General features: G+C 35.6%; 18 protein-coding genes and 1 tRNA gene. 8 read left to right on the top strand and 11 right to left on the bottom strand.

Features of this window, described 5'->3' with window-relative positions; translation table 11 throughout:
* Positions 1–29: 29 nt before the first annotated feature.
* The 3 genes from ACFJGY_RS13465 to ACFJGY_RS13455 all read right to left on the bottom strand — a co-directional run bounded on the left by ACFJGY_RS13465 (position 30) and on the right by ACFJGY_RS13455 (position 2455).
* Positions 30–536 carry a YceI family protein gene (locus ACFJGY_RS13465; RefSeq protein ID WP_379964757.1) on the bottom strand — a complete coding sequence of 169 codons (507 nt, stop codon included), beginning with the start codon at positions 534–536 and terminating at the stop codon, positions 30–32.
* A gap of 61 nt (positions 537–597) precedes the next feature.
* Positions 598–1884, bottom strand: a complete 1287-nt coding sequence (locus ACFJGY_RS13460) for a hypothetical protein (RefSeq protein ID WP_379964755.1) — start codon at positions 1882–1884, stop codon at positions 598–600.
* Between the two features lie 25 nt (positions 1885–1909).
* Positions 1910–2455 carry a YceI family protein gene (locus ACFJGY_RS13455; protein WP_379964753.1) on the bottom strand — a complete coding sequence of 182 codons (546 nt, stop codon included), beginning with the start codon at positions 2453–2455 and terminating at the stop codon, positions 1910–1912.
* A gap of 413 nt (positions 2456–2868) precedes the next feature.
* Here ACFJGY_RS13455 and ACFJGY_RS13450 point away from each other — a divergent pair, with 413 nt between their 5' ends.
* Positions 2869–4452, top strand: coding sequence for a Na+/H+ antiporter (locus ACFJGY_RS13450; protein WP_379964751.1), 1584 nt, complete (start codon positions 2869–2871; stop codon positions 4450–4452).
* A gap of 39 nt (positions 4453–4491) precedes the next feature.
* Here ACFJGY_RS13450 and ACFJGY_RS13445 read toward each other — a convergent pair.
* Together ACFJGY_RS13445 and ACFJGY_RS13440 are read right to left on the bottom strand one after the other, a co-directional pair.
* Positions 4492–4573, bottom strand: a tRNA-Leu gene (locus ACFJGY_RS13445).
* A gap of 112 nt (positions 4574–4685) precedes the next feature.
* The gene (locus ACFJGY_RS13440; protein ID WP_379964749.1) at positions 4686–5453 is read right to left on the bottom strand and encodes an MBL fold metallo-hydrolase; all 768 of its coding nucleotides are present in this window, start codon (positions 5451–5453) and stop codon (positions 4686–4688) included.
* A 54-nt stretch (positions 5454–5507) separates the two neighbouring features.
* On the opposite strand from ACFJGY_RS13440, the gene ACFJGY_RS13435 reads away from it, so the two are divergent.
* Both ACFJGY_RS13435 and ACFJGY_RS13430 read left to right on the top strand, forming a co-directional pair.
* Entirely contained in the window at positions 5508–6932 is a 1425-nt protein-coding gene (locus tag ACFJGY_RS13435) for a TonB-dependent receptor (protein WP_379970185.1), read from the top strand.
* 5 nt (positions 6933–6937) lie between these two features.
* Positions 6938–7384 carry a GAF domain-containing protein gene (locus ACFJGY_RS13430; protein ID WP_379964747.1) on the top strand — a complete coding sequence of 149 codons (447 nt, stop codon included), beginning with the start codon at positions 6938–6940 and terminating at the stop codon, positions 7382–7384.
* Positions 7385–7441: 57 nt separating this feature from the next.
* Here the strand turns inward: ACFJGY_RS13430 and ACFJGY_RS13425 are convergent, their stop codons facing one another.
* The 6 genes from ACFJGY_RS13425 to ACFJGY_RS13400 form a co-directional block, all read right to left on the bottom strand.
* Positions 7442–8167, bottom strand: a complete 726-nt coding sequence (locus ACFJGY_RS13425; RefSeq protein WP_379964745.1) for an ABC transporter substrate-binding protein — start codon at positions 8165–8167, stop codon at positions 7442–7444.
* A 258-nt stretch (positions 8168–8425) separates the two neighbouring features.
* Positions 8426–9001, bottom strand: coding sequence for a DUF5606 domain-containing protein (locus tag ACFJGY_RS13420; RefSeq protein WP_379964743.1), 576 nt, complete (start codon positions 8999–9001; stop codon positions 8426–8428).
* 104 nt (positions 9002–9105) lie between these two features.
* A complete protein-coding gene (gene def / locus ACFJGY_RS13415; protein ID WP_379964741.1) occupies positions 9106–9678 on the bottom strand; it encodes a peptide deformylase in 573 nt (190 codons plus the stop codon).
* Positions 9675–10088: a Holliday junction resolvase RuvX gene (gene ruvX, locus ACFJGY_RS13410; RefSeq protein ID WP_379964739.1), complete on the bottom strand. Its 414-nt coding sequence runs from the start codon at positions 10086–10088 to the stop codon at positions 9675–9677. Before ruvX ends, def begins: the two co-directional genes overlap by 4 nt.
* A gap of 117 nt (positions 10089–10205) precedes the next feature.
* Positions 10206–10799, bottom strand: coding sequence for a hypothetical protein (locus tag ACFJGY_RS13405; RefSeq protein WP_379964737.1), 594 nt, complete (start codon positions 10797–10799; stop codon positions 10206–10208).
* A 79-nt stretch (positions 10800–10878) separates the two neighbouring features.
* A complete protein-coding gene (locus ACFJGY_RS13400; RefSeq protein WP_379964735.1) occupies positions 10879–11364 on the bottom strand; it encodes an RNA polymerase sigma factor in 486 nt (161 codons plus the stop codon).
* A 514-nt stretch (positions 11365–11878) separates the two neighbouring features.
* Here ACFJGY_RS13400 and ACFJGY_RS13395 point away from each other — a divergent pair.
* From ACFJGY_RS13395 to dacB, 5 genes are all read left to right on the top strand, one after another.
* Entirely contained in the window at positions 11879–12574 is a 696-nt protein-coding gene (locus tag ACFJGY_RS13395) for an ABC transporter ATP-binding protein (protein WP_379964733.1), read from the top strand.
* 81 nt (positions 12575–12655) lie between these two features.
* A complete protein-coding gene (locus tag ACFJGY_RS13390; protein ID WP_379964731.1) occupies positions 12656–12910 on the top strand; it encodes a hypothetical protein in 255 nt (84 codons plus the stop codon).
* Positions 12907–13185, top strand: coding sequence for a Txe/YoeB family addiction module toxin (locus ACFJGY_RS13385; RefSeq protein ID WP_379964729.1), 279 nt, complete (start codon positions 12907–12909; stop codon positions 13183–13185). Before ACFJGY_RS13390 ends, ACFJGY_RS13385 begins: the two co-directional genes overlap by 4 nt.
* Before the next feature lie 90 nt (positions 13186–13275).
* Positions 13276–15723, top strand: coding sequence for a primosomal protein N' (priA, locus tag ACFJGY_RS13380; RefSeq protein ID WP_379964727.1), 2448 nt, complete (start codon positions 13276–13278; stop codon positions 15721–15723).
* A 149-nt stretch (positions 15724–15872) separates the two neighbouring features.
* Positions 15873–17327: a D-alanyl-D-alanine carboxypeptidase/D-alanyl-D-alanine-endopeptidase gene (gene dacB / locus ACFJGY_RS13375; protein WP_379964725.1), complete on the top strand. Its 1455-nt coding sequence runs from the start codon at positions 15873–15875 to the stop codon at positions 17325–17327.
* The last annotated feature ends 75 nt before the right edge of the window (positions 17328–17402 follow it).

The following is a 17402-nucleotide window of genomic DNA, read 5'->3' as shown; positions in this document are numbered from 1 at the left end:
TGAAAAATCTAATTATATGAAAAAGTATTTTAAGTTTTTGTTGACAGGCTGAAGGTGAGATTGAGATCATCTTTGACAACGATCATTCCGCCCATTTTTTTTGGTGGAGTGATGTTAAAATCACTGAATTTTACATTTTTCCGGCCTATCAATTTTTTGTTTTCTATCCCGAATTCTATGTTATAGCGTTTGCTTTGATTCATCATCTTAACTTCTACAACGGCTAAAAAATTTTTTTGAGTTTTTGTGAAGTTGAGAAATTTGATGGTCATCTCAGGATACTTTTCTGCATTCAGGATCTTTTGAAAATCTTTTGTCATCATCTTGTTTCCGCAGTCAAAATCGCTTACTTTCAGGATAATGTTTGGAAGTTTTTGTTCGGAAAAATTATAAATACCTACTTCTGATTTGAATTTGTTGTTGACACACTGGAAGTTATTGATATTGGTGCTCCCGTTGATCTGAACATAGTTTTCCTGAGCATCGATTCTTATTACAGAAATAAAGAAGAAAAGTAAAAGATAGAAAGTTTTCATGACTTTTGATTTTAAAACAGAGAAGGCCCGAGAGTCTCCTCTGCTTCTGTTAACTGAATATTTAGAAAGCTATCACTGCTTCTAATACGAATCCATTGAATTTACCGTCGTATCGGATGTTTGTGGTAGGGTATCCGTCATAAGTCTGGTTGACATATTCCAATTTTGTAAGAATGTTTTTGGTCATAAACCAGCCGCCTCCAACATTGAATCTGTCTACAGAGATATCTTGTCCTGTGACTAGTTTCCCGTCTACTTTATTGTATCGTCCTCCAAAGTAGAAGTTCTCTGTATTGCCAAATCTGTAAAGAAGTTCTGCCGCATATTGGTTGTAGGTTCTTCTTTCGGTTTCTGCAAGATTACGCCCGGAAGCAGATTCGAAGATTCCGAAGAACTCCAGTCCTTTGTATTTCACAAACGGGTTGATCATAAATGAGGTCATCGTATTTTGAAAGTCAGGATCTACCATCCCGGATCTCATCTGGTCAGCAGAAGTAGCCGCTGTATTTTCCATTACGAAATAATATCGTGAGCCAGCTCTGTCACCGTTGTAGAAGTCAAGTCTTGGTGCTCTGGCGATATTATAAACTGATCCTGTCAGTCTGATTCTTAGGTCATTTGTCAATTGTTTGTCATATCCTAATTTTCCGTAGATTCCGGGACTTGTTCCTCCTGTAGCGGTTTGGTTCAGTTTTCCATTGGTAATACCTCCCATTACGATCACGCCGTTTCTTCTGTAGTATACCTCAGCAAAAGGGAATGTTGCGTATGCATCCATCAGATAGTTACCGACAAATGGATTAAGAATGGCGTAAGCATTATCGGTTCTTCTAAGCTGTGCGTCACCGTAATTGATCTGATCCTGACCTATTTTGATCGTCGTATATTTCATAAGGTCTTCTGCAAATCCTTTTTCGATGAAGTCCAATTTGTCAATTTGCAAATATCCGCCTTTTACGTACGTGTCCGTGTGATGACGAGAAGATAGAAAGGTTCTTAAGTGAAGGTTGACTCCATCGTATAAAGCAACGTCAAGATCCAGATTTGCAGTTGGCAGGTTGATATTATTGCCTATAGGGTAGAGCTGGTTTGTATTAACGCCTGCAGCATTAAAAACAGGAGTTGCATTGCTCTCATGTTTTATACCCTGGAATTGTAAGGCAAATGCGCCGCCTACTTTCACTCGCAAGTGATCAAAAGTTGAAACCGTGTCTTTTGGATTTTCAAAAACGGTTAATCCTCGTTTATCTCTTGGTTTCAAATTATCTAATTGGTTTTCCTGAGCCTGAAGCAGGCTTGTTATTGCTAAAGCAGCTATGAAACTTGCTTTTAATAGATTTCTTTTCATGATAACAGATATTTAAATAGTTTAATTAATTGGTTGCATTGATATTGATGTCGATAGAAAGATCATCACCGGTTTTGATAGTTCCCATCATAAATGTTGGAGGTTTGATTCCAAAAGCTGACATTTTTATTTTTGTATTTCCTTTGATAATATAGGAAGCACCATTTTTAGTAACTGTAACCGGTATTTTTACGGTTCTGGTAACATTTGATATGGTAAGATTACCAGTAATTGTAGAAGTTCCGCTTGCCAGGATAGAACTTGAGACGAATGTAAGCTCCGGATATTTAGATGTTTGCAAAGCTTTGTAAGCATTTTTATCCATTGCAGATTCTTTACTTTTCAGGCTTTCGGCTTTCATCACAAACCTTACATCCGTAATTACGTTTCCTGAAACATTTCCTGTAAAAGTTGACTGTGCAGAACTCATATCCCAATCGTGCAAGGTAGAAGTCCCGTTTATTTTTATATTGGTAGACTTTTGACTTATTTTCTGTGCATTTGATAATTGCGGTAAAAGTAAACCTGCCAATACTAAGCTCATACTGATTAGATTTTTTGTTGTTTTCATTTTCATAAAATTTGATTGTTATAATTATTTATCTTTCATTATTGATAGGTCAAAGGTATGAGGTTAATAACAATTACAATATTATATTGTGATGACAAAAATCTTATAAACTCTATCGATTGTATTATTGATAATTTTTTTAAATAATACTTATCGATTTTATCTAAATGTTAAAATTTTATTAATTTCTAATTTGCCTTTTATTAATAAAGGTTGATGAATATTTAGATATGACATTTGTTAGGTTAGTCATTACTGACGAAAATCAGTATTAATATTTTTGAAAATTTATTAAAAATGTTAAATTATTAAAGAATCTGTAAAGAGGTATGATGGATGTCATAATTTGTATCGAAATGATTTGAGATTTATACCATTAGTTATTTTTGTATCTTAACAAAAACATTTTTTTGATGCATAGTCTTTTACCTTTTCTACTGGCGATGATAGCTGTAATAGTATTACTGAATATGTTTGCCTCCAAACTTAAAATTGCTTATCCAATTTTATTGGTTGTTGGAGGCTTGTTTATAAGTTTCATCCCTGGATTGCCTATCATAAAAATAGATCCTGACCTGATTTTTTTCATTTTCCTTCCACCATTGTTATTTGAAGCGGCCTGGTCTATTTCTTTTAAAGAGATGAAAAAATGGTGGCGTATTATAGGAAGCTTTGCATTTCTTGTCGTTTTCTTTACGGCATTATCTGTAGCATTGATCACGAATCATTTTATTCCCGGATTTACAATTGCATTAGGATTTTTGCTTGGAGGTATTGTTTCTCCGCCGGATGCAGTAAGCACAGGTGCAATTACAAGATTTGTGAAAATTCCTAAATCTACTTCCACAATTCTGGAAGGTGAGAGCCTCCTGAATGATGCATCATCATTGATAATTTTTCGTTTTGCCCTTGTGGCGGTTGGAACAGGTCATTTTATATGGCAGGATGCAACAATGAGTTTTTTATGGATGGTAATTGGCGGTATTGGTGTTGGCTTGCTGTTGGGATGGTTTTTCGTGCAGGCGCATAAACTCCTGCCAACAGATGCACCTTCTGATATTGCACTCACTATTATTGAACCTTATCTGATGTATTGGATTGCAGAACAATTACACAGTTCCGGCGTATTAGCTGTAGTTTGTGGTGGACTATTCATGTCAACAAGACGATTAATATTTCTGAATAGCACAAGCCGGATTCAGGGATACAGTGTTTGGGAAAGTCTGATATTTATCCTTAATGGCATTGTTTTTCTCATCATAGGATTAGAACTACCGGAAATTGTAGATGGACTCAACGAAGACCATATTCCATTAGAAACTGCAGTCGGTTACGGTGTTTTGGTGACTGCAATTCTCATAGCTGCAAGAATAATAAGTTCGTATGCCGCATTAATTTCTACAATGATATTCCGCCCAAGTGTAAAACCTCACGCTTCTTCCCGAAAAAGACGTTGGATGATGCCGCTATTGTTGGGCTGGACAGGAATGCGGGGTGTAGTTTCATTGGCTGCGGCATTGGCGATTCCGGTAACGTTGAGTAATGGAGAAGCTTTTCCGCACAGAAATTTAATTCTGTTCATCACATTCGTTGTAATTTTGCTTACACTTTTAGTTCAGGGTCTTACATTACCTTATATTATAAGAAAAACTGGATTTTTTGATGGTATTTTTGCTGAAGAAAATGAAGAAGTTACAAAACAAAGAATTAAAAAAGATCTGAAACATCACATTTATCAATTTCTTAAATCCAAATATGAAAATGAACTGAAAGACCACACAGGACTGGAAATGTTTCTCAAACATTGGGAAGAACGTGCAAAAGCAACGGACGACAGCTGGATGAATGAAAAAACAAAAATAATATTTATCGAAATGCTTGAAGTTCAGCGGGAATATCTGTCAGAACTTAATAAAGATCCTAACATCAATGAAGAGATCATCCGACAGCAATTATATCAGATCGATCTGGAAGAGGAGAGGTTGAAAATGATTTAATTAATGAAAAACAAAACCACTGAAATTTCAGTGGTTCTGTACCCAGTGCCGGAATCGAACCGGCACATCTTTCGATACTAGAGTTTGAGTCTAGCGCGTCTACCAATTCCGCCAACTGGGCATTGATTTAAATTGGTGTGCAAATATAGAAATATTTTTCAGCCGATAAAAATGATTTCTGATTATTTTTATTTTTATTTTTTAATGAACTGTAAATCAAAAATATATTTTGATTAAAATTCAATTTCCAAACCATCATAGGCCAAATGAACATTATCTGGAAGCTCTTTTTCTACTTCATCATGGAATCCCAAATGATGACTGATATGAATTAAAAAAGTTTTTTCAGGCTTCAACTCTTCTACCAATTCCAAAACTTCCGGAAGGATAAAGTGCGAATGATGAGGTTCTGTTTTCCTGAGACAATTGATGATGAAGACATCCAGGTTTTTCAGTTTTTCTTTTTCCTGTGCATCAATTTTGCTTGCATCGGTAATGTAGGCGAGATTCTTAAATTTAAACCCAAGAATATTGATTTCAGAATGAATGATATCAATCGGCTGAACTTCTATTTCATCAAATAATGTGAAATTTTCCTCAATTTCAAATAAGTCAAAACTTGGCGCTCCGGGATATTTATGTTCAATAAATGCGTAAGGGAAACGATCTTTAATCTCTGCTGCAACACGCGAATTACAATAGATCGGCATCGAAGTTTTATTTTTAAAGATCAAAGGACGAAGATCATCCAGACCGATAATATGATCGTTATGTTCGTGCGTTACTAGAACTGCATCAATCTGTTCTTCGTGATTTGTCAACATTTGCTGCCGAAAATCGGGTCCGCAGTCAATTAATATCTTCTTTCCCGAGTCAGAAGTTACGAGTGCAGAAGTGCGTAAACGCTTGTCTTTTGGGTTGTTGGATAGGCAGACCGGATGATGGCTGCCGATAACAGGAATGCCTTGTGAAGTACCGGTTCCTAAAAATTTTAAAAGCATTTTTATTTTTGCTGTTATTTTGGTAAATTTACAAAATAAATCTAATTCTTCGTGATAAAGCCAAAACTTACCCCTAAGCAGAAAGCATTAGCCATCAATTTAGATTCATCCATCTACGGAACATTTGCGGAGATAGGAGCGGGTCAAGAAACTGTGAGACATTTTTTCAGAGCTGGTGGTGCTTCTCAAACGATTGCAAAAGCGATGTCTGCTTATGATAAGGACTTTAGTGATGCTATCTACGGTACCGAAAATAAAAACCGATACGTTACGCAAAACCGTCTTCGTAAGATGTTGCGCTACGAAATGGCCCTTATCGAAGAAAGAATCCCAAGGGAAAAAAATCCCGGGAAAAAATTCTTTTCCTATGCTAACACTGTAACTACAATCAATTTTGATAAAACTTCCAAAGGTCACGGCTGGGTAGGAATCCGATATCAAAATGTGGAAAGTGAAGAGTATAATGAGATCGTAATCCACGTCAAATTCAAAGAGACCAATCCGACTTTGCAGCAGGAAACTTTGGGAAGTCTTGGTGTTAACCTGATTTATGGCGCTTATTTCTACACAGATAATCCAAGAGTTCTCGTAGAATCTTTGTACGATGATATTTCGCTGGATCGGCTGGAGATCGATATGATAGATTTCAGCGGTCCGGTTTTCCAGTATGTTGATAATCGTCTGATGAGTCTTCAATTGGTAAAATTGGGAATGACAGATGCGGTTATCTTCAATTCCAAAGGAAATAATATGCTTCCGGCGGATATTCTTTATAAGAAAAATATTTTTGCGGTAAGAGGAAGTTTCCGTCCGGTAACGCGAGTTAATATAGATATGTTCGAGCACGGCCTAGAAATGTTCAATCAGGATAATGCCTGTGACAGCGAGAATACGCAAATTCTTTTTGAAATAACAATTTCTAATCTAAGAGCTGCCGGTGATATAGACGAACGGGATTTCCTTGACAGGGTCGATATTCTGGGAACTTTAGGTTACACGGTAATGATTTCCAATTTCTCAGAATATTACCGAATGGTAGATTATTTCTCATCATTTACAAATCAGCATATCGGTGTTGCAATGGGCGTTAACAATCTTTTAGACGTTTTCGATGAGGAATATTATAAAAACCTTTCCGGCGGGATTCTGGAAGCGTTTGGTAAATTCTTTAAAAAAGATATGCGCGTTTATCTGTATCCGTACAAAGATCCTGAAAATGGCGAATTGCTGACTTCAGAAAACCTGAAAGTTCATGATAACCTGAAAGAATTATACAAATATTTCAAACTCAATAAGAGGATTGTGGATATCGAAAATTACAATCCAAAATTCTTAGAAATCTATTCGAGAGAGATTCTTAAAAAAATTATGTCCCACGATCAGGGTTGGGAAGAGGAGTTGCCAAATGGCGTTGCTCAAATGATAAAAGACCGGGGAATGTTCGGGTATAAAGAATTAACTTTCGAAGGATTAAAATAAAAACTATGGTAGAACTAAAAAAACGACTTTCAATCATCTTGGAAAGTCCACAAGATACAAATGTCAAACTTCTAAAAGTTTGTCAGGTTTTGGATAAGGAGATCTCATATTACAACTGGACTGGATTTTACTTTAAAAATGGTGATAAAGATGAATTGATTTTAGGGCCTTATGTTGGTGCCGTTACAGATCATATTATCATTCCGTTTGGGAAAGGAATTTGTGGTCAGGTTGCGGTTTCAGGAGAAACTTTCGTTGTGCCGGATGTTCATGCTCAGGATAATTATCTGTCTTGTTCCATCGATACAAAGGCGGAGATCGTAGTTCCGATTTTCAAAGACGGAGAAAACATCGGACAGATTGATATCGACAGTCATTCCATCGACCCTTTCACAAAAGAAGACGAAGAATTGCTGAACTGGCTTTGCGAGGAGGTGGCGAAGGTTTTATAAATAGTTGAGTGAAATAAAAAAATAAAAATCGCAAATTTATTTTTTGCGATTTTTATTTTAATAAATCTTTTTCAAAAGTTCCTGATAATATTCCCCGCATTTTGCCAGGTGCGATCCATACCAGGAAAAAGCTTCGCCATCTACAATCATAATTTTCTGATCAATACAGATATCCTGGATTCCCGCAATATGTTTTTCTTTAAAAGGAAAAGGTTCTGAGGAGAGAAAAATGAGATTGGCAGCTCTCAAATCTTCCAGCTGAACTTCGGGATAACGTTTTTGATCCTTAAACAAGTTTTGAAATCCCAATTCCTCCAGAATTCTTGAAATAAAAGTATCGCCACCAACCGTCATATAAGGATCTTTCCAAATAAGATAAGCCACTTTCAATTTATTTTCAGGCTTCGGAATATCAAAAGCTTCGTATGTTTTCAGATTGAAAAACTGCGCTTTTTCTTCTTTTCCTAAAATGTGTCCAAGTTGTTTTATCAAATAATAATTATCTTCCAAAGTTTCAACATTAGTCACCAAAACTTTGAAGTCTTTCATTAATTCCTCAACCTGTTCTTTGACATTTTCTTCTTTATTAGCAATGATGAGGTCGGGTTTCAGAGATCTTATTTTATCAATATTCAGATTCTTCGTTCCACCAATAATCTCAACAGTTTTAACCAGCTCTTTCGGATGAATGCAAAATTTTGTTCTGCCAATAATTTCATCAGAACTCAAACCCAAATCAAATAAGGTTTCCGTAATCGATGGAACAAGTGAAATGACTTTCATAATAAAAAGGAATTTATTTTATTGCGAATGCTTCGAGAGCCTCAGCATGACATTGTGAAAAAAAATCTCTGCATTGTCACATTGAGCCTGTCGAAATGTTTTTAACCTTTTCAGTCTGAGGTTCTCGAAGACCTATAATAAAAAACTCTCTCAAAAATAAACATTTCTGGGAGAGTTTTTATAGTTGAAATTAATTTTCCCTTTTTCTAAAATTTATTAAAAGTCCCTCGCCGTTGGAGAGGGATTTAGGGAGAGGAATTAATCTTCTTTTTTAGTTGTTTTCTTAGCTGCCGATTTTTTAGCTACAGGCTTTTCTTCTGTATTTTCCTCAGTTTTTGGAGCCGCTTTTTTTGCAGGCGCCTTTTTAGCTGCCGTTTTTTTCTCTTCTGCTGCTTCAGTTTTTTCTTCAGCAACTGCAACTTCAGAAGGCTCTTCAGTTTTTACAAAACTTTCCGGAGTGATATAACCTGCTTTATGCAAAAGATTGTACCATTGAGCCAATTTTTTGATGTCAGATTCGTAAACTCTTTCTACATCATAGTTAGGAAGAGAAGCTGTCATAAAAGCTCTTAGCTCATCGCCAGAAGATTTGTGGCTGATGGTTGGTTTGTAATCGTAGTTTTTTGCAACGTTTTCAAAAACTTCGAACAATGGAACTTCTTTATCAAAAGTAAACATCGCAATATTATCCAGCAAGCTCACCTGGCTTGAGTTTGAGATGCTTGTTTTTTTCTTGGTTGTGATATCTTCAACGATAAATCCATTCTTTAGCTGAGAAACCAATTTGAAAAGTCCCGGTTTTCCGGAGATTGAAATAATTTTTTCTAACTGCATTTTAGTATGTTTTCTTTAAATCTATTTTATAATTGTCGGTTGTCAAATGTAAAAAGTCGGCTGTAATAATTACATTATATTTTATACATTTTACATTATATTATTTACTTTGGAAACCTCATTTTGTAATTCACGCTTACTTCGCCGTTTGCGATCTTTTGAAGTTTTCCTTTTACGATCTTTTTCTTAAGTGCACTTAGATGATCGGTGAATAAGATGCCTTCGATATGGTCATATTCGTGCTGAATAACCCTTGCTCTTATGTCCTGAAAAGTATCGGTATGTTTAACGAAATTTTCGTCGTAATATTCTATTTTGATGGTGGATTTACGCTTCACATCTTCACGGACTTCCGGGATGCTGAGACACCCTTCATTGAATTTCCATTCTTCACCAGATTCTTCCAATATTTTTGCATTGATGAACACTTTTTTGAAATCTTTCAGTTCATCTGAAATATCTTCATAATCCTCATCATCTGCAAGCGGCGAAACATCGATAATAAAAAGACGAATATCCAAGCCAATTTGCGGTGCTGCCAAACCAATTCCGTTGGCACCATTCATTGTATCGAACATATTTTCGATAAGTGTCTTTAGCTCAGGATAATCTTTGTCTATTTCCTGTGCTTTTTTTCTCAAAACCGCGTCGCCAAAGGCTCTAATTGGTAAAATCATCTTTTTTGTTCTAAAAAATTCTGCAATATGATCGTTGCACTTACTTTGTCTATCAATCCTTTTTCCTGTCTTTGCTTCTTGTTCTTTCCGCTTTGGCTGATGAAAAAAGAAGCCATTTTGGAAGTGAAACGTTCATCCAGACGATTGATCTTTTTCTCCGGAAATTCTTTTTCGAAGTCAGGGATAAAGTTCCCGATCTCGGTTTCTATTCCGGACATATTTCCTTTCAGATCTATGGGAAGCCCGATGACGATCTCATCTACTTTATTTTCAGAAAAATATTTTTTCAGAAAATCCATCAGCTTTGGGGTTTCAACCGTTGTTAGTCCGCTTGCAATGATCTGCATATCGTCTGTAACGGCAATTCCCGTTCTTGCTTTTCCGTAGTCGATTGCCAGGATTTGTCCCATAAGTTGGCAAATTTACAAAAATTTTCAGCTTATGAAAATCAGATGCTTATTAATGAAAATAAAAAGCCGCAAATCTTTAAATCTGCGACCTTAATATTGATAATTTTAACCTATACTTTATTTCTTCATCTCCTCAACCAAAACCTCAATCTTTTTAATGTATTTGCCATAAAAAAATTCGAACCACCAATTTCCTAAAAAATAAAGAAAAAATAATCCAGACAAAACAGAGCCTAGGAAAATCAGAGTCAGATATTCGTTAGTATATTGGTGGGTGTAAGGAATAGATTCTACAACAATGATCATCTCACAAACAAAGAAAGGAACAAAACTCAGATAAAAGGAAAGATAATATTGCTTGTTGAGCTCGAACTGGTGAAACAAATCTTTCAGAGAATCAAAAGTTACCAAAGTCGGATTGCTGATTTCTTTATAAAGCTTAAAAAATTTACTAAAAAAGAAAACGGTTATCAAAGTCATAGAGGCAACAAGAACTTCGATGTAAAGTTTGAACCTGAAAGGTATCGGGAAAAACCAGATTAGCACCAGAATAATAGGCAGAAAAATAACGGTTGTCAAAAATTCTTTGCGCATATTTTTTCTGATTTTTTCCAGGGGATGATGCATTTCTTTTTGTTTTTCTTTGGAAATCTCCGGCGTTTCGGAAACATCTTCCTTATTCCAAAGTGATTTTAAATTATCGAGTTCCATATTTATTTTTGTTAGATGTTAGATGTTAGATGTTAGATGTTAGATGTTAGAATTGTCAGGCTGAGGCTCTCGAAGCCCGCTATAAAATTAATTCCTTTAATTTTTCTTTAGCCCGATTCAATTTCACTCTTGCATTTCCTTCCGAGATTCCCATTTGTTCTGCCATTTCTTTCCCCGAAAAATCTTCCAGATAATAGAAAATCAAAGCTTTGTCAATCGGATTCAGTTTTTGGATGGCTTCATACATTTGCTTCAGTTTCAGCTCGTCTTCCAGGTTGTAATCTTCCTCTTTTATTTTGTAAACCGAAACATCATCGTTTTGAATAAAGCTTCGTCGCTTTTCCGATTTCAGGAAAATAATCGCTGTATTTAATGCAATTCTGTAAAGCCAGGTCGAGAATTCGGATTTTCCTTCGAACGTCGAAAAAGACTTCCAAACCTGATAAACGATCTCCTGAAAAAGGTCGTTTTGATCGTCGCGATTATCCATATACATTTTGGAGATCTTGAAAATAATCCCTTTATGCTTATCGATCTTCTCTAAAAATTCTCTCTCAGAATCCATTCTGGCTTTAACTCTATTCGGTTAGTAGAAATAAAAATAATTTGTTACAAAATAATAATTTGGGCGTCTTTATCCGCCTTCCGTTCCCGCTTTTTTCTGCCATTGCGAATGACGTTAAAGCTAACAATAGAACTTTTCTGCAGTCGCAATGTCAGAAAAAGAGCTCCACTCAAGTCGGGACGCGCTTCGCAGGGTTGAAATATTATTCTTTTATCCAAGCTTTTGCAATCATTAAAATCAACACAATTTTGTCTTTCCGTAGGAATCTAGACTGTTGAGATTCTTTCAGAATGACAAAGTGGATGTTTATTTATATCCCTTTGATGAGTTTGTAGTTTATACTGAGCTTGTCGAAGTACCTTTGCGAGCCTTAAAATATTTTCAATAATTTCCAAAAAATCTTTGCGGACCTTTGCGTTCAAAAAGATGCGGTAAATTTCATATTTTTGTAGAGATTAAGAATCGACTAATTTTTTAATCTATTTAATTCTTTAATCTTTTAATCAACAAAAGAATGTCTTTAAAAATTTCAGGACTCACAAAAAAATTCGGAGAGCAGATTGCGCTCAACGATATCAACATAAGCATTTCAAATAACGAAATCATTGGACTTCTCGGACCAAACGGCGCCGGAAAATCCACCTTGATGAAATCCATCACAGGCGTTCTGAAAATAGATGAAGGTGAAATTCTCTTCAATGATAAAAACATTACGGAAAACGAGATCGAATCCAAAAAGAAAATCGGTTTCCTGCCGGAGAACAATCCTCTTTACAATGAGATGTATGTAAAAGAATATCTGCAATTCGTCGCTAATCTTCACAACATTAAAAAGGAAAGAGTAGAAGAAGTGATAGGATTGGTCGGAATTACACCGGAAAAATCCAAGCAAATCTCACAACTTTCCAAAGGTTACAAACAACGTGTCGGACTCGCTCAGGCAATTCTACACGAGCCGGATCTATTAATCCTCGATGAACCAACCAATGGACTCGACCCCAATCAAATTGTCGAAATCCGAAACGTCATCAAAGAAATCGGAAAAGAAAAAACTGTGATTTTGTCCACGCACATTATGCAGGAAGTAGAAGCGCTTTGTTCACGTGTGATTTTGATTCACCAAGGAAACATCATCCAGGATTCGCCAATCTCTGAGTTCAAAGGGAAATTTGCAAGTCTGGAAGAAGCATTTCAGAGTTATACGGTTTAATTATTATGACGATTAATAAATGATATTTTAAACAAAAATTAAAAATTGTAAATTCGTAAAGATTTAATAAAATAAAATACGATGGAAGCATCAATTATCATACATCCAAGAAACAGAAAAGAAGCGTCATTACTTAAAAAAGTCTTGAAAGCTTTGGATGCACAATTTGTTTTTAAAGAAGAAAAACCGGAAAGCTTAAGTCCTAGCAATGACCCTTATTTTGATGTTCCGGAAAATGTATCGGAATTGGAAAGAAGAATTAAGGACTTGAAAACAGGAAAATCAAAATCTAAAATACTATCAATAGAGGCGCAGAAAGAATTATTAGGTTTATGAATTATCATATAAAACTTTCGGATGAAGCAGAAAAAGACATCCTGTTTTACAGAAAATCGGGAAATAAATCGGCTTTAAAGAAAATTGATATATTTATTAATGAAATTCGTATTAATCCTTACTCTGGAACTGGAAAACCCGAACGCCTGAAGCATAAAAACGGTAACGTTTGGTCAAGACGAATCGACAGCAAAAACCGCTTGATTTATAGTGTCGAAGAAAATATTGTAATCGTAGAAATCATTTCTGCAAAAGGTCATTATGGTGATAAGTAAGAATTTTACTTTTCAGATGACAGCATATACTAACGTAATTTCACAATTCTTATAATCTTCTGACATCAGACTTCCGACTTCTGACAAAAAATGAACTTCGCCCAGATCATTCTTCCGCTCAATCTCAAAGGAACTTTCACATACAAAGTTCCAGAGGATTTTTTGGATAAAATAGAAGTTGGAATGCGCGTTCTGATTCCGTTTGGTGGAAAGAAAATCTACACTGGAATTGTTACCGAATTATTCGATGAATTTGAAGACAGTTTTGTTCCCAAAGAAATCATCAACTTACTTGATAATCAGCCAATTGTTCCAAAACAACAATTGGAATTCTGGAATTGGATGAGTTCCTATTATCTCTGCAATCTTGGGGAGATTTACCGTTTTGCATTTCCATCTTCTCTGAAATTGGAAAGCGAAACTTACGTCAGATTATTATCAGAAAGAACGATTGACTGGCAAAACCTTGATGCGAATGAAACGTATCTTCTTCAGGCTCTGGAAGTTCGTCAAATGCTGAACCTGCAAGAGATCGAAGCTTTCATCCCTAAAAAAGAAATTATCAAAACGATCAATGCTTTGATTGATGAACGTTATATTTCGGTGGACGAAAAGATCACGGAAAAATACAAAGCAAAAGAAATCGCTTACCTGAAAGTGAATGATGACGCTTTGCTTTCTGAAAATTTGGGCAAGATTCTTTTGAAACTTGATAAAGCTAAAAGACAAAAAGATTTATTCCTTAATATACTATCAAAACAAATTGATGAACCCAAAGCCCCAATTCGGAAATCTTTGATTTTTGATGAAGGAAATTTTGTCAATCAACAACTCAAATCATTAATAGAAAAAGGTTGGGTTTCAGAATATTATCTCGAAAAAGATAGAATCAATTCTTACGAAGGCGAGATCGAAGAGATCGAACAATTGTCTGAAAATCAGAAGTTGGCAGTTTCAGAAATTAATAAAGCATTCGAAGAAGATAAAAACGTTTTACTCCACGGAATCACATCTTCCGGGAAAACACATATTTATCTTGAGAAAATTGAAGACTGCATTAATTCAGATAAAAATGTGCTTTTGCTTTTGCCGGAAATCGCTTTGACAAAACAAATCACCATCCGGCTCGAAAAAAAATATGGCAAAAAACTCGGATTTTATCATAACAAACTGACGGATTTTGAAAGGGTAGAAGTCTGGCGAAAAATCAAAAAAAATGAACTCAATATCCTTATCGGAACCCGAAATTCTCTGTTTCTTCCCTTTGAAAATTTAGGGTTAGTGATCGTTGATGAAGAGCACGATTCTGCCTACAAGTCCAGAGATGCCCATTTCTTTTTCAATGCAAAAGATGCGGCGATGCTGCTGGCAGAATTTTATAATTCAAAATTGATTCTTGGTTCAGCAACGCCATCTTTGGAAAGCTATGATCTGGCGATGAAAGACAAACTCCGATATGTTTCGCTGAATGAAAGATTTGGAAATGTGGATGTTCCGAAATTTGAAATTATCGACATCAAAGAAGCGCAGAATCAGAAAAAAATCATCGGAAATTTCAGTCAGAAAATGCTGGATGAAATCAATCTACAACTCGCTGAAAAAAAACAGACAATTATTCTCCATAACCGTCGAGGTTATGCTAATGTTATCGAATGTGAAACCTGTGGACACGTTTCCTATTGCAGTAATTGCGACGTTGTAATGACTTATCACAAAGCTGCGAATGAACTGAAATGCCATTATTGCGGACAGCGTGCAGCAAAACCAACTTTCTGTCCAAGCTGTCACGGTAATAACTTGAATACGAGAGGAATTGGTGTAGAACAAATTGAAGAAGAGACAAAAAATATATTTCCAGAAGCTGAGGTTGACAGAATGGATGTTGACTCAATGCGCAAGAAATTTGCGTACGAAAAACTCTACGAAAAGCTTGAAAATGGCGAAACCGATATTCTCGTCGGCACACAGATGATTTCCAAAGGTTTGGATTTTGAAAACATAGAATTAGTGGTAATTCCGAAGGCGGATTCTTTGATCTATGTTCAGGATTTTCGGGCTGAGGAAAGAGCTTATCAATTGATTACGCAAGTAGCCGGAAGAGCCGGACGAGTTTCAGGAGAAGGAAAAATATTAATACAAACCTATAATCCGTCACATTCGGTTTTTGAATTGATTAAAAATCAGAATGTTAAAGAGATTTACAATTATTTTCTTGACGAAAGGAAAAAGTTTCTTTATCCACCGTTTGTGAAATTGATAATGATCGAGCTGAAACACAGGAAAGAAGATAAACTGAACAGAGCTTCGCAATTTCTCGGTTCGGTTCTTAGAAAATATATTCCAGAAGAATGCATTCTAGGACCTGAAAAATCCCCGATAGCAAGGATCAACAATCTTTATCAATATCAGATTTTACTCAAGTTTCCGAAAAATAAAAACTACAAAATCTACAAGCAACTACTTCAGAAATCCATAGAAGAATTTGATGAAATCACAGCTTACAAATCTGTCAAACGAGATTTTCTGGTCGATTTTTAACGAAAATTAACAAAATTTTGATTCTTTTATTACGGTTTACCGTAATTTCTATGGCAATATTCTCTAACTTTACTTAGTTATGTTAATAAGATTAAATGATCTTAAAACTTAATTAATAAAAATTCAATAAAAATTGTAATTGTTTGAGAATGAATAAAATTAGAAATTATTTTTCAATCATCACAATTGGTTTTTCCTCATTTGTATTTTCGCAAGGTAGCGTCGCAGTTTCTACATATCCACAAGTTGCTGATCAGCAGAATCTTGTAAAGGATCTTACTGCAGAAAAGGCGCTGTTGTCTCCGAAAGAACAAATTGAGTTTAATATCAATAAGATGTTTACCGATCCGGTATTGAGAAATGCAAACTGGGGATTTGTAGTGTATGATACGAAAACTGGCAAGATCGTTACTTCTTATAACGAAACGGCACCTTTGATTCCTGCTTCTACAACAAAATTATTGACGACGGAGACTGCTTTTTCGCTTCTAGGGACGAAATACAGATGGAACACGCAATTGGAATATTCCGGAAGTATAGATGCAGACGGTGTTTTGACGGGTAATCTTTATATTGTAGGAAGCGGCGATCCGTCATTGGGTGGAAACAGAGGTGGTGCAGCAAGTTACGGACAGATTGTAAACCAATATCTGCAATCGATCCAGGAAAAAGGTATTAAGAAAATCACAGGCGATATTATTATTCAGACGGCGATTTTCAAAGAGAATAAAACCGAACTTCCTCAGAATATTGTCTGGCTGGAACAAGCTAATTATTTTCTCCCAGTCGGAACGACGAAAGATATCAATCCAAGAAATGAAAAACTGATTGTAAGCCAATCAAATAATCCTTTTAATCAGGAAAAAAAATATTTTTATATATCGCCTTATGCCAATAAACTGGTTTATGCAGACAAATATGAAGGCAGTTGGGTAACCACAAAAGTAGCAGAACCACCAGCGTTTTTAGCCAATAAACTGAGAGAAAGTTTGGTTAAAAATAAAATCACAGTTGTAGGAAAAGTAACGCCAAAAATTGTTGACGGAAATCCGGAACCCAGAGAAATTCTAAGCAATTATAAATCTCCAACCTTAGCAGAAATTGTGGCTTACACCAATCAAAGAAGCGATAATGGTTATGCGGAAGCAATCCTGAAATCCAACGGTTTTATGAAACTTGGAGATCAGACCACAGAATCCGGCAGAGTCGTGGTAACCGAGCATTTGAAAGCTACTAATTTCGATATTGCCGGACTCAATTATATGGACGGAAGCGGACTTTCCAAAGCACATACTGTGACGCCGATCTCTCAGGTTAAATTTTTGACAGCATTGATGAAATCACCATATTATAAAGAATATATGGAGTCTTTACCAATTGCAGGACAAACCGGAACATTGAAACATATGTTTCTCCTGAACTCAAACGGGCAGATATTTGCAAAAACCGGGACCCTGAATCACGTAAAATGCTTGGCTGGTTACATCAAAACAAGAAGTAACAGAACATTGGCTTTTTCTCTGCTGATTAATAATTATGCGGGTTCTGCGGCTCAGGTAAAAGACAGGATGGAACAGCTTCTTGATCCGACTTTAGATCTATAAAAATTAACAATTTATAAAATTATAAACTCGCAATTTCTTGTGAGTTTTTTTGTAGCTTTGAAGTAAATTTTTAAA

The organism is Epilithonimonas sp. UC225_85, from assembly GCF_042695135.1.
GTDB lineage: Bacteria > Bacteroidota > Bacteroidia > Flavobacteriales > Weeksellaceae > Epilithonimonas.
This window is presented reverse-complemented; position numbering and strand designations above follow the sequence as displayed.

Excerpts from the sequence above, each read along its gene's own strand:
- ACFJGY_RS13465 (WP_379964757.1), bottom strand. The coding sequence starts at position 536 with ATGAAAACTTTCTATCTTTTACTTTTCTTCTTTATTTCTGTAATAAGA.
- ACFJGY_RS13460 (WP_379964755.1), bottom strand. The coding sequence starts at position 1,884 with ATGAAAAGAAATCTATTAAAAGCAAGTTTCATAGCTGCTTTAGCAATA.
- ACFJGY_RS13455 (WP_379964753.1), bottom strand. The coding sequence starts at position 2,455 with ATGAAAACAACAAAAAATCTAATCAGTATGAGCTTAGTATTGGCAGGT.
- ACFJGY_RS13450 (WP_379964751.1), top strand. The coding sequence starts at position 2,869 with ATGCATAGTCTTTTACCTTTTCTACTGGCGATGATAGCTGTAATAGTA.
- ACFJGY_RS13440 (WP_379964749.1), bottom strand. The coding sequence starts at position 5,453 with ATGCTTTTAAAATTTTTAGGAACCGGTACTTCACAAGGCATTCCTGTT.
- ACFJGY_RS13430 (WP_379964747.1), top strand. The coding sequence starts at position 6,938 with ATGGTAGAACTAAAAAAACGACTTTCAATCATCTTGGAAAGTCCACAA.
- ACFJGY_RS13425 (WP_379964745.1), bottom strand. The coding sequence starts at position 8,167 with ATGAAAGTCATTTCACTTGTTCCATCGATTACGGAAACCTTATTTGAT.
- ACFJGY_RS13420 (WP_379964743.1), bottom strand. The coding sequence starts at position 9,001 with ATGCAGTTAGAAAAAATTATTTCAATCTCCGGAAAACCGGGACTTTTC.
- def (WP_379964741.1), bottom strand. The coding sequence starts at position 9,678 with ATGATTTTACCAATTAGAGCCTTTGGCGACGCGGTTTTGAGAAAAAAA.
- ruvX (WP_379964739.1), bottom strand. The coding sequence starts at position 10,088 with ATGGGACAAATCCTGGCAATCGACTACGGAAAAGCAAGAACGGGAATT.
- ACFJGY_RS13405 (WP_379964737.1), bottom strand. The coding sequence starts at position 10,799 with ATGGAACTCGATAATTTAAAATCACTTTGGAATAAGGAAGATGTTTCC.
- ACFJGY_RS13400 (WP_379964735.1), bottom strand. The coding sequence starts at position 11,364 with ATGGATTCTGAGAGAGAATTTTTAGAGAAGATCGATAAGCATAAAGGG.
- ACFJGY_RS13395 (WP_379964733.1), top strand. The coding sequence starts at position 11,879 with ATGTCTTTAAAAATTTCAGGACTCACAAAAAAATTCGGAGAGCAGATT.
- ACFJGY_RS13390 (WP_379964731.1), top strand. The coding sequence starts at position 12,656 with ATGGAAGCATCAATTATCATACATCCAAGAAACAGAAAAGAAGCGTCA.
- ACFJGY_RS13385 (WP_379964729.1), top strand. The coding sequence starts at position 12,907 with ATGAATTATCATATAAAACTTTCGGATGAAGCAGAAAAAGACATCCTG.
- priA (WP_379964727.1), top strand. The coding sequence starts at position 13,276 with ATGAACTTCGCCCAGATCATTCTTCCGCTCAATCTCAAAGGAACTTTC.
- dacB (WP_379964725.1), top strand. The coding sequence starts at position 15,873 with ATGAATAAAATTAGAAATTATTTTTCAATCATCACAATTGGTTTTTCC.